Origin of the sequence: Methyloligella halotolerans, assembly GCF_001708935.1 — a bacterium.
Taxonomy (GTDB): domain Bacteria; phylum Pseudomonadota; class Alphaproteobacteria; order Rhizobiales; family Methyloligellaceae; genus Methyloligella; species Methyloligella halotolerans.
Genome location: NZ_MASI01000002.1, coordinates 428,114 through 439,411, shown reverse-complemented (window position 1 = coordinate 439,411; position 11,298 = coordinate 428,114). Strand labels below are relative to the sequence as shown.

The window sequence follows — 11,298 nt, the reverse complement described above, 5'->3', positions numbered from 1 at the left end:
TATCCCGCCGAAAGCGGCGATGACCTTCAACCAGATCCTTGGGTAGCGGCACTGTCTTTCGCCCTCCTAGTTGCTCCAAATCCGCGCGAACATTTTCAGCCTGATACGCTTTTGTCCAGCCATTGGGATCACATCTGCACGCAGCTTCTTCTTGCTCACCCTTGCCTCGGCCGGTCAAACTGTCGCACAACAATGGAAAACTGAATTCCTTTGGGGGGAAGCGAAATGGCGGAAAGCGCCTCGAACTGGTTCAGCCGCGAAAACATCGTCGCGAAGCCGGGCTTCAGCCGATGGCTGGTGCCCCCGGCCGCACTCTGCGTGCATCTGTGCATCGGCCAGGTCTATGCCTTCAGCGTATTCAACCTGCCGATGACCAAGCTGATCGGCATCACCGAATCCGCTCCTGACGACTGGAAGCTCACCGAGCTGGGCTGGATCTTCTCCATCGCCATCGTCTTTCTCGGCCTCGCCGCCGCCTTCACCGGCAGCTGGCTCGACCGCCAGGGCCCCCGCAAGGCCATGTTCATCGCCGGCATCCTGTTCGGCGGCGGCTTTCTTGTCTCGTCGGTGGGCGTTTATCTCCACCAGCTCTGGCTGATCTATCTCGGCTACGGCGTGCTCGGCGGTTGCGGTTTGGGCATCGGCTATATCTCGCCGGTGAAGACCCTGATGACCTGGTTCCCGGACCGCCCGGGCATGGCGACCGGCATGGCCATCATGGGCTTCGGCGGCGGCGCCATGATCGCTTCGCCCCTGTCCGTCTGGCTGATGAATTACTTCTCCACGCCGGACAGCGTCGGTGTTGCCCAAACCTTCCTGACGCTGGGCATCATCTATCTCATCTTCATGTTCGTGGGCGGCACCATCGTGCGCGTGCCCGCCGAAGGCTGGAAGCCGGAAGGCTATACCGCGCCATCCCAGCCGAAGAAGATGGTCACAGACGCGAACGTCCATGTCGACACCGCGCTGAGGACCCCGCAATTCTATCTGCTGTGGGGTGTGCTCTGCCTGAATGTCACGGCGGGCATCGGCGTGCTGGGCCAAGCCTCGGCCATGAGCCAGGAGATGTTTCCGGGCGTCACGGCGGCCGCGGCCGCCGGCTTTGTCGGGCTGCTCAGCCTGTTCAACATGCTGGGCCGGTTCTTCTGGGCCTCGACGTCGGACTATATCGGCCGGCGGACGACCTACATGATCTTCTTCCTTCTCGGCATGGCGCTCTACGCAGCCGTGCCCTGGACCGGCGCCATCGGCAGCATGGCCCTCTTCGTCGCCTGCTACGCCGTGATCATCTCCATGTACGGCGGCGGCTTCGCCACCATCCCGGCCTATCTGAAGGATATCTTCGGCATTCGCTATGTCGGCGCCATCCACGGCCGCCTTCTCACCGCCTGGTCGGCAGCGGGAGTGTTTGGCCCGGTTCTGGTGAACTATATCCGCGAATATCAGATCGAGAGCGGAGTGCCGAAGGCGGACGCCTATAACGTCACCATGTACATCATGGCGGGGCTGCTCTTCCTGGGCTTCCTCTGCAATCTCATGATGCGCCCGGTGCATGAGAAGTATCACGAGCAGCCAGAACCGGCGAAAGCCTGACCCGGAGGAAACTGATGACCGAACACACCGACATCTCCGGCCAGAACACCGTAAAGCTGGTCCTGGCCTGGGCCTTCGTTGGCATTCCCCTGACCTGGGGCGTGTTGCAGACCCTGGCCAACGCCATGCAGCTCTTTCAGTGATCTCCGCGGCGGCCCGAGGAAAGGGTCGGCTGAAAGACCGGACACGGACCTGACGGGCCGGCCGTGGTGAACGGCGCTTAATCGGCCTGTCAGAATCTTTTCATGTCCACTTCATGCGGTACTCATTGTCGCACCCTAAATTGAACCCTGTAGGCAGGACGGATGTTGTGTCCGTCAGGCTCACAGAAACGCAAAAGGAGACTGACCATGAAGACCTGGCTGAAACCCGAGATCACCGAGTCCGAAGCTGGTATGGAAGTGACGTCCTATCTTCCGGCTGAGCTGGACCGCGCTTAATCTCAGACCTTGAGAGAAGCGGAATTAGGAGGGCGGCCCGCACACGCGGCGCCGCCTTTCTTTTTGCCCGGTCGTGGAGCGATCACGCCGCGCGGCAGTCGGGCCAAAAGAGGGGAAGACGATGAGACTTCTATTAGCAGGCGCGTTGATTTTGGCATTCACGGGTGCGGCCTTCGCCGAGCCCGATCAACCGATCGAGCGCATGGCTACAGACAAGGCGCAAAACTTCGAGCTTGGCAGCATCGACTGGCAGGACGAGGCGCTGCTGCCGAAAGGTGCCAAGAGCGCGCTCCTGATCGGAGACCCAAGCAAGCCCGGCGTCTTCATGGCCTATCTTAAATTCCCGCCGAACTACGAGATCCCTGCCCACACCCACCCCTTTACCGAGGTCGTCACGGTCCTCAAGGGCACGGTCTGGAACGGTCATGGGGAAAAGCTCGACCGCGACAAGGGCGATGAACTCGATGTCGGCGCCAGCTTCACCTTGCCCGCCGAGCACCCCCACTATCTTTGGAACGAGGATGAGACTGTCGTGCTCCTGACTGCGACCGGTCCCTGGAACATCAAATACACCAATCCGGATGACGATCCCCGCAAGGACAAGTAGCGGCCGCGCCCGCGAGAGCGCTTCATCGCACGGAGCCGAGGTCTTTTTTTGGCAGATTTCCTAGCCTGATTGATCCAAAGCCCCCTCGACGCGCTTTCATTTTCCGTTAATGTGCGAGTCATGCGGTGTCCATGTAGCGCCGCTATATTTACAATCAAGAATTTGGCAAGAGGAGACTACCCATGAAGACGTGGCTGAAACCCGAGATCACCGAGTCCGAAGCTGGTATGGAAGTGACTTCTTATCTTCCGGCTGAGCTGGACCGCGCTTAATCGCTAAACGCGACTAAAAGCGAAATTCAGAAAAAGGCGGTGCCTCGCGATTGCTGGCGCCGCCTTTTTTGTTGCGCGTTTTTCTTCCGGGATGGGAACGCCACTTAGCACCTCTCTAACCCCTATTTTGGCGATTTTTACGTTTTTTCGGGCCGATTTCTCCCTCAGAACCCGAATTTTTCGGCAAAAAGCCGAATTTCATCTCATTTTCATTTGAGAGTCAGGCGAGCGTAATCTCGCGTCCCCACATCTAATTTAGAACGCGAAAGGAGGACGCTATGAAACAGTGGCTGAAACCTGAGATCACTGAGTCTGAAGCCGGTATGGAAGTGACTACGTATCTTCCGGCCGAGCTGGACCGCGCTTAATCGAGCGCAGATCAGTTAGATCGCTATAAGAAAAGGCGGCGCCCAGCGAGATGCGGGCGCCGCTTTTTTTGTTTGGTTGCCTGAGCTGGCCGCCCCAAACGCGGGGATGACAGCGCCGAGCCGCGCCGATATGGTCGCGCCGAATTCGAGCGGCGACGGCTCCGCGCCCGCTGCTTTCTCCCGCCCACAGCCAAATCGATCATCCGCGACATGAAAAATCCCGCCGCAGGCAATTTTTTCGAAGATTTCGAGCTCGGTCAGACCATCGTCCACGCCACGCCCCGCACCGTGACGACAGGCGACGTCAGCACCTTCACCGCGCTTTACGGCCCCCGCTTCGCCGTCCAGTCCTCCGATAAGTTCGCCCAGGATATCGGCTATCCGGTCGCGCCCATCCCGGACGATCTCGTCTTCCATATCGTCATCGGCAAGACCGTGCCGGATGTCTCCCGCAACGCCATCGCCAATCTCGGCTATGCGGAGTTCCGCTTCCTGAAGCCCGTCTATCCGGGGGACACGCTCGCCGCCACCTCGGAGGTGATCGGCATCAAGCAGAACTCCTCCGGCAAGAACGGCGTGGTCTATGTGCGCACCACCGGCACCAACCAGGCCGGCGAACCCGCGCTGCAATTCGCCCGCTGGGTCATGGTCAACAAGCGCAATCTCGATGCGCCCGCGCCGGAGACAGTGATCCCCGATCTCGACGATCACGTCACGCCCGACACGATCGGCGGGGCGCTGCCGTCGCTCGACATGAACCATTACGACTTCGATCTCGCCGGCTCTCCCTTGCGATGGGACGATTTCGAGATCGGCCAGAAGATCAATCATTTCGATGGCCAGACCATCGAGGAGGCCGAGCACCAGATGGCCACCCGCCTGTTTCAGAACACCGCGCGGGTGCATTTCAATCAGCATATCGAGGGCCAGGGCCGCTTCGGCCGGCGCCTCGTCTATGGCGGCCACATCATCTCCATCGCCCGGAACCTTCAGTTCAACGGCCTCTCCAATGCCTTCCACTGGGCGGCCCTGAACGGGGCGGCTCACGTGGCCCCGTCCTTTGCCGGCGACACCATCTACGCCTGGAGCGAGATCCTCGATAAGGCGGAGCTCGATGGCCGCGACGACATCGGTGCCCTTCGCGTGCGGCTGTTCGGCGTGAAGGATTGCGATCCGGCCGACTTCCCCGGCGTGAAAGAGGACGGCAAATACGAAGATTCGGTCGTCCTCGACTTCGACTGCTGGCTGGTAATGCCCCGCTAAGCACGAAGCTGCGACCATCGGCGGATCGTCAAACAATCGCGAGACTCGCGCGTTAAGCCCATATGTGGATGGGCCAGCAGTTTGCGCCGGTCCCGGCTCTAACGGATTTTAGGAGATTTTCATGACCCCCTGTTGCCTTAAGCGCACCGCTGCCGCCCTCGCCTTCGGTACGGCCATGCTCGCCGTGCCGGCGGTCGCCGCCGCGGCCAGCGCCACCCTCAAGGACCTCGACGGCAAGGAGGTCGGCACGGTCGAGCTGACCCAGACCGCCACCGACGGTGTGCTGCTGAAGGTCGACATCACCAACCTGCCGCCGGGCGAGCATGCCTTCCACACTCACGAGACGGGCAAGTGCGAGCCGCCCTTCAAGTCGGCAGGCGGCCACTTCAACCCCGATGACGACACCCACGGCTATATGACCGAGGATGGTCCTCACGCGGGCGACATGCCCAACATTTCCGTGCCCGAGTCCGGCAAGCTGACCTTCGAGGTCTACAACGACGAGGTGAGCGTGGCCGAGGACGAGGGTCTGCTGGAGGACGATGAGGGCTACCTGTTCGACGACGACGGCTCGGCCATCGTGGTCCACGACGGCATCGACGACTACAAGAGCCAGCCCTCCGGCGACGCGGGCGACCGCATCGCTTGCGGCGTGATCGAGAAATAAGGCAGCGTCGGCTTCCGACCGCTTTGGAAGGGCCCCGGCTATCGCGCCGGGGCTTTTTCGTCTTCGACGGGCGGTTTTCCCGCGGCGGGGCATGCCCGCCGCTACCACGTGGCGCAGACCAGCATGATTGCCGCACTGCGAAGCGTGCGATAAGACTGAGTCTCTGGGTAATTCAAAATTTGAGCATATGAGCGACGGCAGGACAGAGATAGAGCGGCCGCTATCGCCGCATCTCCAGGTTTACCGGCCGATGCTCACCATGATGATGTCCATGACCCACCGGGTGTCCGGTGCGGCTTTGGCGGTAGGATTCGCCCTGCTCGCCTGGTGGCTCGTCGCGGTGAGCTCGGGGCCTGAATCCTACGCGGACGTGAGCGCCTTCTACGGCAGCATCCCCGGTCAGATCCTGCTGTTCCTGTTCACCTGGGCGCTGATCCACCACATGCTGGGCGGCGTACGCCATTTGATCTGGGATACGCTCCATATGCTGGACAAGACCAGCATCGAATTTCTCGCCTGGGCGACCATCGTCGGGTCCACCGTGCTCAATCTCGCACTCTGGATCTGCGGCGTCTGGCTGAAAGGATCGTTTTAGAAAATGCCAACCCCGCTCGCGCAAGCCCGCGGCCTGGGCGCGGCCCATAAGGGCCCGGAGACCTTCTGGCGTCAGCGCCTCACGGCGGTGGCCAACATTCCGCTCGTCCTGTTTCTGATCCTCTCGATCCTGCTCCACATCGGCAGCCCCTACGAGGAAGTGCGGACCTATCTCGCCAATCCCATCGTCGCCGTGCTGATGCTGGGCCTCGTCCTGTCCGCAACTATCCACCTGCGGATTGGGCTTAAGGAGATCGTCGAGGACTACATTCATGGCGACGCGTTGCGCATGACCATGCTGTTCCTGTCCGGCTTCTTCGCCATCGGCGTTGGTCTGGCCTCGGCGCTCGCCATCATCAAGATCAGCCTGGGGAGCTAACCGAATGAACGACCAGAGCCCCAATGCACCGTCCGTCAACGGCCGCGCCTATCCCCTCATCGACCATAAATACGATGTGGTGGTGATCGGTGCCGGCGGCGCGGGCCTGCGGGCGGTGGTCGGCTGCTCCGAAGCCGGCCTGCGCACCGCCTGCATCACCAAGGTCTTTCCGACCCGCTCCCACACCGTCGCCGCCCAAGGCGGCATCGCCGCGTCCCTCGGCAACATGCACCCGGACGACTGGCGCTGGCACATGTACGACACTGTGAAGGGCTCCGACTGGCTCGGCGACCAGGACGCTATCGAGTATCTCTGCCGCCACGCGCCTCAGGCCGTCTACGAGCTGGAGCACTGGGGCATGCCGTTCTCTCGCACCGATGACGGCACCATCCTGCAGCGGGCCTTCGGCGGCATGAGCATCGATTTCGGCAAGGGTCAGGCCATGCGGACCTGCGCCGCCGCCGACCGCACCGGCCACGCCATGCTGCACACCATGTACGGCCAGGCGCTCCGCCATTCGGCGGATTTCTTCATCGAGTATTTCGCCATCGACCTGATCATGGATGCGGAAGGCGTCTGCCGCGGCGTGGTGGCCCTCGATCTTCAGGACGGCACCCTCCACCGCTATCAGGCCAAGCAAGTGATCCTGGCGACCGGCGGCTACGGCCGCGCCTTCTTCTCCTGCACGTCGGCCCATATCTGCACCGGCGACGGCAACGCCATGGTGCTCCGCGCCGGCCTGCCGCTCCAGGATATGGAGTTCGTCCAGTTCCACCCGACCGGCGTCTATGGCGCGGGCGTGCTGATCACCGAAGGCGCGCGCGGCGAAGGTGGCTTCCTGACCAATGGCGAGGGCGAGCGCTTCATGGAACGCTATGCGCCGACTGCGAAGGATCTCGCCTCCCGGGACGTGGTTTCCCGCGCCATCACCATCGAGATCCGCGAAGGGCGCGGCGGCGGGCCCAACAAGGAGCACGTCTTCCTCAATCTGAGCCACCTGGAGCCCAAGATGCTGGCCGAGCGGCTGCCGGGCATCTCGGAATCCGCCCGCATCTTCTCCGGTGTCGACGTCACCCGCGAGGCGATCCCCGTCCTGCCGACGGTTCACTACAATATGGGCGGCATCCCCACCAACATGCATGGCGAAGTCATCCGCCCCACCGCCGACGATCCGGACGCCCTCATGCCCGGCCTGATGGCCGTCGGTGAGGCGGCCTGCACCTCGGTGCACGGCGCCAACCGCCTCGGCTCCAACTCGCTCATCGATCTCGTCGTGTTCGGCCGAGCCGCGGCCCAGCGCTGCGCGGAGATCGCCGGTGACGGTGCCTCCATGCCGGACCTGCCGAAGGATGCCGGCCAGAACGCCATCGAGCGCCTCGACCGGCTGCGCTACGCCGATGGCGACATCCCCACCGCCCAGCTCCGCCTCAAGATGCAGAAGACCATGCAGAACGACTGCGCCGTCTTCCGCACCGAGGAGACGCTGCAAGCCGGCGTCGACGGCATCAAGGCGGTCTGGGAGGAAGCCAAGGACGTGAAGGTCACCGACCGGTCCCTGGTCTGGAACACGGATCTCGTCGAGACCCTGGAGTTCGACAATCTCATCTGCCAGGCCGCGGTCACCGTGAACGGCGCGCTGAACCGGGAGGAAAGCCGCGGGGCTCACGCCCGCGAGGACTACCCCAAGCGCGACGACGAGAACTGGATGAAGCACACCTTGGCCTGGGGCGATTTTGACACCCACGAGGTGAAGCTCGGCTATCGCCCCGTGCACAGCTACACCCTGTCCAACGAGATCGCTTATATCGAGCCTAAAGAGCGGGTCTACTGATTGGGAGCTACTCGCTGATGAGTCATTGCCGGGCTAGTCCCGGCAATCCATGAACACGGAGTTCGATGAAGAGCTACTATGTCTATATTCTTGCAAGCAGAAGGCATGGGACGCTCTACATAGGAGTAACCGCCGATCTTCCAAGGAGAGTGTGGGAGCATCGTCAGGACGCGGTGGACGGCTTCACCAGACGGCACGCCGTTCATCGACTGGTTTACATGGAGGAGTTTTCGGAGCCCGGTCTGGCCATTGCACGGGAGAAATCACTCAAGCGATGGCCCCGGGATTGGAAGATCAATCTGATCGAGCAGGGCAACCCTGATTGGGCCGATCTATTTGACGGGCTCAATCGATAGAACCGAGAAGAAGGTGTTCATGGATGCCCGGCACAGGGCCGGGCATGACAACTGAACAAGAGGCACCATGGTCGAGCTGACGCTTCCCAAAAACTCCAAGATCAAGAAGGGCAAGACCTGGAATCCGCCGCCGAAAGACGCGGAGAAGAACCGCTGGCGGGAATACAAGGTCTACCGCTACGACCCCGACACGGAGGAGAACCCGCGCGTCGATACCTATTGGGTGGACACGGCCGATTGCGGGCCGATGGTTCTCGACGCCCTGCTCTGGATCAAGAACAACGTCGATTCCACGCTGACCTTCCGCCGCTCCTGCCGTGAAGGCGTCTGCGGCTCATGCTCTATGAATATCGATGGCACCAACACCCTTGCCTGCACCATGCATGCGGACGATGCGCGTCATAATCTGATCGCCATCTATCCTCTGCCCCACATGCCCGTGGTGAAGGACCTGGTGCCGGACCTGACCCATTTCTACGCCCAGCACCGCTCGGTCGAGCCGTGGCTCCAGACCGACAGCCCGACCCCGGGCAAGGAATGGAAGCAGAGCCGGGAGGAGCGCGAGGAGCTCGACGGACTCTACGAGTGCATCCTATGCGCCTGCTGCACCACGTCCTGCCCGTCCTATTGGTGGAACGGCGACAAATATCTCGGCCCCGCCACGCTGCTTCAGGCCTATCGCTGGATCAACGACAGCCGGGACGAGCATACCGGCGAGCGCCTGGACGATCTGGAAGATCCGTTCAAGCTTTATCGCTGCCGCACCATCCTGAACTGCACGAAATCCTGCCCCAAAGGGTTGAACCCGGCAAAGTCCATCGCCTCGATCCGAGCTCTGATGGTCGAACGCGGCGAGTAGGCGCGCGACCCTCTAGGCCCCCCGGCAGCGCGGCAGACTGAACGTGCAGTGCGGCAGGTTTGGCTTCTTCTTGCCGAACTCGGTGTAAGGGCTTTCCACGTCTTTCGGCGCGTAGCTGATCTCCTCAAGCCGGTCCCCCGTGAACTCCATGGTGGCGGAGCAGCTCCAATCCTTCGGCGTCCCGCCCGGCACCGGACCGGTCCCGCTATAGCGATAAATCAGGATCTCGCCCCCGGGCTTCGAAATCCGGCTATGAGGCTGGCCCGCGCAGGTGACGATTTCGGCCTTGGTGCGTCCGATATAGGGCTTGGTGAGATCGGGCGCCGTCAGCCGCTCGTAGGAATCGAGCGGATGGGTACAGCCCCCGAGGGCTATCGCGCCGGCAAACACGGCCAGAACGGCCGCGAGGCTATGCTTGAGTGTCATGGCCGCCCTTCTCGCAACCCATCGCGCCGAAATCTTGACCGAGCTGCGGCAACTGCCGCGACACGATGGCAAGATTGATACCGTCTAAAAGACCGGCGCCCACTACATGGGGATCGCGCCTGCGCTCGCCAAACCGCATCCTCGGGCGTTATCCTACGCCGATGTCTGAAATTGCACCAAATACCAAGCCCGATCGCATCGTATCGCTGATCGCATCCGCCACGGAGATCATCTGCGCCCTCGGTGCCCGCGACCGGCTCGTCGGCCGCTCCCATGAATGCGATTACCCGGGAGACGTGCTGAGCCTGCCACAGCTCACGGAAGCGAAGTTCCCCGTCGCCGGCACGAGCTACGATATCGACCAGCGCGTGAAAGCCATCGTCCAGGAGGGCCTTTCCGTCTATCGCGTCGATGCCGAAGCCCTGGAGGCGCTGGATCCGGACGTCATCGTCACCCAGGATCATTGCGAGGTCTGCGCCGTCAGTCTCTCCGACGTCGAGGATGCGGTCTGCACCTTCGCCAAGGGGCCTGGCGGCCAGGGAGCGGAGATCGTCTCCCTCCACCCCGACAGTCTTGCCGACATCTGGTCGGACATCCGGAAAGTCGCCAAGGCCATCGGCGACGTCGAAGCCGGCGAACAGCTTATCGAAGACGCCCGGGATCGCATGACCTGGATCGCCGGCCTGACCGCGAAGGCGGAAGGCAAGCCCCGCATCGCCATGATCGAATGGATCGATCCTCTCATGGGCGGCGGCAACTGGATGCCCGAGCTGGTCGAGCTGGCCAGCGGGATCGACTTCCTCGCCAAGCCGGGCGAGCCGTCCCCCTGGGTCGAATGGGACGACATACGCAACACCGATCCGGAAGTGATCTTCGTCCACCCCTGCGGCTTCGATATCGCGCGCACCCTGGAAGAAATGCCGAGCCTGGAGCAGCGGCCCGGCTGGAACGACTTGAAGGCCGTCCGTGAAAACAAGGTCTTCGTCGCCGACGGCAACCAGTATTTCAACCGTCCCGGCCCGCGCGTCGTCGAGAGCCTGCAGATTCTGGCGGAGATCCTCCACTCCGATCTCTTCCCACCGAGCTTCGAAGGCAAGGGCTGGGTCCGCTATGACGGCAGCTCCTCTGCCGCAAGCTCCGCCGCATAAGGAAAGCGGATGCGATCCCTCACCCTTATCGCCGGCCTCGTGGCAGCCTTTTGCCTCGCCGGACCTGCCGCTGGTCGGGATGCACAATCCGGCGCCAGCGCTTCCGCCTACGAGCAGAGCACCACGGAAGAGGATCTGCTGGCCGAGGATCTGGCCAGCGATCCGAAGGAAGAGGTGAAGGCCCAGCTCTACACGATCGCCGCCAAGACCACGCTCCCCTGGCACATCCACCCGGACGCCCAGGAAATCGTCTACGTGCTCGATGGCCCCTTCGTCGTCGAGGTGGAGAAGCAGGACCACTCCGTCGAAAGGACTGAGCTGAAGACCGGCGACGTCTTCCATCTCGATCCCAACGCCGTCCATCGCGGCATGAACGAGCATGCGACCGACGCAGCCAAGCTCTACGTCATCCGCATCAAGCCAAAGGATGCGCCCCTGGTCGAAGAGGTCGACGAACCGCAACAATAAGGTTGCGCTTTCAACAATGCCGCGCTA

At 62.2% G+C, this 11,298-nt stretch carries 17 protein-coding genes; 16 read left to right on the top strand and 1 reads right to left on the bottom strand.

Going from position 1 to position 11,298, the window contains the following annotated elements; all coding sequences use genetic code 11:
* The 14 genes from A7A08_RS16480 to A7A08_RS06390 all read left to right on the top strand — a co-directional run.
* Positions 1–204: hypothetical protein (locus tag A7A08_RS16480; protein WP_208430581.1), on the top strand; the 204-nt coding region annotated here is incomplete at its 5' end.
* Positions 205–225: 21 nt separating this feature from the next.
* The gene (locus tag A7A08_RS06440) at positions 226–1,593 is read left to right on the top strand and encodes an L-lactate MFS transporter (RefSeq protein ID WP_069094655.1); all 1,368 of its coding nucleotides are present in this window, start codon (positions 226–228) and stop codon (positions 1,591–1,593) included.
* A 14-nt stretch (positions 1,594–1,607) separates the two neighbouring features.
* Positions 1,608–1,736 (top strand): MFS transporter small subunit, encoded by a 129-nt coding sequence (locus tag A7A08_RS17125; RefSeq protein ID WP_280948696.1) that lies wholly within the window; start codon positions 1,608–1,610, stop codon positions 1,734–1,736.
* A gap of 207 nt (positions 1,737–1,943) precedes the next feature.
* The gene (gene pqqA / locus A7A08_RS06435) at positions 1,944–2,033 is read left to right on the top strand and encodes a pyrroloquinoline quinone precursor peptide PqqA (protein ID WP_069094653.1); all 90 of its coding nucleotides are present in this window, start codon (positions 1,944–1,946) and stop codon (positions 2,031–2,033) included.
* Between the two features lie 121 nt (positions 2,034–2,154).
* Positions 2,155–2,640 (top strand): cupin domain-containing protein, encoded by a 486-nt coding sequence (locus A7A08_RS06430; protein WP_069094654.1) that lies wholly within the window; start codon positions 2,155–2,157, stop codon positions 2,638–2,640.
* 182 nt (positions 2,641–2,822) lie between these two features.
* Positions 2,823–2,912 (top strand): pyrroloquinoline quinone precursor peptide PqqA, encoded by a 90-nt coding sequence (gene pqqA / locus A7A08_RS17570; protein WP_069094653.1) that lies wholly within the window; start codon positions 2,823–2,825, stop codon positions 2,910–2,912.
* A gap of 278 nt (positions 2,913–3,190) precedes the next feature.
* Positions 3,191–3,280, top strand: a complete 90-nt coding sequence (gene pqqA, locus A7A08_RS17565; RefSeq protein ID WP_141693869.1) for a pyrroloquinoline quinone precursor peptide PqqA — start codon at positions 3,191–3,193, stop codon at positions 3,278–3,280.
* Positions 3,281–3,490: 210 nt separating this feature from the next.
* Positions 3,491–4,543 (top strand): MaoC family dehydratase, encoded by a 1,053-nt coding sequence (locus A7A08_RS06420; RefSeq protein ID WP_069094652.1) that lies wholly within the window; start codon positions 3,491–3,493, stop codon positions 4,541–4,543.
* 121 nt (positions 4,544–4,664) lie between these two features.
* Positions 4,665–5,210 carry a superoxide dismutase family protein gene (locus A7A08_RS06415; protein ID WP_069094651.1) on the top strand — a complete coding sequence of 182 codons (546 nt, stop codon included), beginning with the start codon at positions 4,665–4,667 and terminating at the stop codon, positions 5,208–5,210.
* 187 nt (positions 5,211–5,397) lie between these two features.
* Positions 5,398–5,805 carry a succinate dehydrogenase, cytochrome b556 subunit gene (gene sdhC, locus A7A08_RS06410; RefSeq protein WP_069094650.1) on the top strand — a complete coding sequence of 136 codons (408 nt, stop codon included), beginning with the start codon at positions 5,398–5,400 and terminating at the stop codon, positions 5,803–5,805.
* Between the two features lie 3 nt (positions 5,806–5,808).
* The gene (sdhD, locus tag A7A08_RS06405; protein ID WP_069094649.1) at positions 5,809–6,183 is read left to right on the top strand and encodes a succinate dehydrogenase, hydrophobic membrane anchor protein; all 375 of its coding nucleotides are present in this window, start codon (positions 5,809–5,811) and stop codon (positions 6,181–6,183) included.
* 4 nt (positions 6,184–6,187) lie between these two features.
* A complete protein-coding gene (gene sdhA, locus A7A08_RS06400) occupies positions 6,188–8,014 on the top strand; it encodes a succinate dehydrogenase flavoprotein subunit (protein ID WP_069094648.1) in 1,827 nt (608 codons plus the stop codon).
* Positions 8,015–8,079: 65 nt separating this feature from the next.
* Positions 8,080–8,370 (top strand): GIY-YIG nuclease family protein, encoded by a 291-nt coding sequence (locus A7A08_RS06395; protein WP_069094647.1) that lies wholly within the window; start codon positions 8,080–8,082, stop codon positions 8,368–8,370.
* Positions 8,371–8,437: 67 nt separating this feature from the next.
* Positions 8,438–9,229, top strand: a complete 792-nt coding sequence (locus tag A7A08_RS06390) for a succinate dehydrogenase iron-sulfur subunit (RefSeq protein WP_069094646.1) — start codon at positions 8,438–8,440, stop codon at positions 9,227–9,229.
* Between the two features lie 12 nt (positions 9,230–9,241).
* On the opposite strand, the gene A7A08_RS06385 is transcribed toward A7A08_RS06390, so the two are convergent.
* Positions 9,242–9,655, bottom strand: coding sequence for a hypothetical protein (locus tag A7A08_RS06385; protein WP_069094645.1), 414 nt, complete (start codon positions 9,653–9,655; stop codon positions 9,242–9,244).
* A gap of 161 nt (positions 9,656–9,816) precedes the next feature.
* Between A7A08_RS06385 and A7A08_RS06380 the strand changes: the two genes are divergently transcribed.
* Together A7A08_RS06380 and A7A08_RS06375 are read left to right on the top strand one after the other, a co-directional pair.
* On the top strand, positions 9,817–10,803 hold the full coding sequence (locus tag A7A08_RS06380) for a cobalamin-binding protein (RefSeq protein WP_069094644.1): 987 nt from the start codon (positions 9,817–9,819) through the stop codon (positions 10,801–10,803).
* A 9-nt stretch (positions 10,804–10,812) separates the two neighbouring features.
* Entirely contained in the window at positions 10,813–11,271 is a 459-nt protein-coding gene (locus A7A08_RS06375) for a cupin domain-containing protein (protein ID WP_069094643.1), read from the top strand.
* The last annotated feature ends 27 nt before the right edge of the window (positions 11,272–11,298 follow it).

What these genes read in the sequence shown, in the direction of transcription:
- pqqA (WP_069094653.1), top strand. Translation starts at nt 1,944, where the DNA reads ATGAAGACCTGGCTGAAACCCGAGATCACCGAGTCCGAAGCTGGTATG.
- sdhD (WP_069094649.1), top strand. Translation starts at nt 5,809, where the DNA reads ATGCCAACCCCGCTCGCGCAAGCCCGCGGCCTGGGCGCGGCCCATAAG.
- A7A08_RS06380 (WP_069094644.1), top strand. Translation starts at nt 9,817, where the DNA reads ATGTCTGAAATTGCACCAAATACCAAGCCCGATCGCATCGTATCGCTG.
- pqqA (WP_069094653.1), top strand. Translation starts at nt 2,823, where the DNA reads ATGAAGACGTGGCTGAAACCCGAGATCACCGAGTCCGAAGCTGGTATG.
- A7A08_RS06420 (WP_069094652.1), top strand. Translation starts at nt 3,491, where the DNA reads ATGAAAAATCCCGCCGCAGGCAATTTTTTCGAAGATTTCGAGCTCGGT.
- A7A08_RS06385 (WP_069094645.1), bottom strand. Translation starts at nt 9,655, where the DNA reads ATGACACTCAAGCATAGCCTCGCGGCCGTTCTGGCCGTGTTTGCCGGC.
- A7A08_RS17125 (WP_280948696.1), top strand. Translation starts at nt 1,608, where the DNA reads ATGACCGAACACACCGACATCTCCGGCCAGAACACCGTAAAGCTGGTC.
- sdhC (WP_069094650.1), top strand. Translation starts at nt 5,398, where the DNA reads ATGAGCGACGGCAGGACAGAGATAGAGCGGCCGCTATCGCCGCATCTC.
- A7A08_RS06390 (WP_069094646.1), top strand. Translation starts at nt 8,438, where the DNA reads ATGGTCGAGCTGACGCTTCCCAAAAACTCCAAGATCAAGAAGGGCAAG.
- pqqA (WP_141693869.1), top strand. Translation starts at nt 3,191, where the DNA reads ATGAAACAGTGGCTGAAACCTGAGATCACTGAGTCTGAAGCCGGTATG.
- A7A08_RS06415 (WP_069094651.1), top strand. Translation starts at nt 4,665, where the DNA reads ATGACCCCCTGTTGCCTTAAGCGCACCGCTGCCGCCCTCGCCTTCGGT.
- A7A08_RS06440 (WP_069094655.1), top strand. Translation starts at nt 226, where the DNA reads ATGGCGGAAAGCGCCTCGAACTGGTTCAGCCGCGAAAACATCGTCGCG.
- A7A08_RS06430 (WP_069094654.1), top strand. Translation starts at nt 2,155, where the DNA reads ATGAGACTTCTATTAGCAGGCGCGTTGATTTTGGCATTCACGGGTGCG.
- sdhA (WP_069094648.1), top strand. Translation starts at nt 6,188, where the DNA reads ATGAACGACCAGAGCCCCAATGCACCGTCCGTCAACGGCCGCGCCTAT.
- A7A08_RS06395 (WP_069094647.1), top strand. Translation starts at nt 8,080, where the DNA reads ATGAAGAGCTACTATGTCTATATTCTTGCAAGCAGAAGGCATGGGACG.
- A7A08_RS06375 (WP_069094643.1), top strand. Translation starts at nt 10,813, where the DNA reads ATGCGATCCCTCACCCTTATCGCCGGCCTCGTGGCAGCCTTTTGCCTC.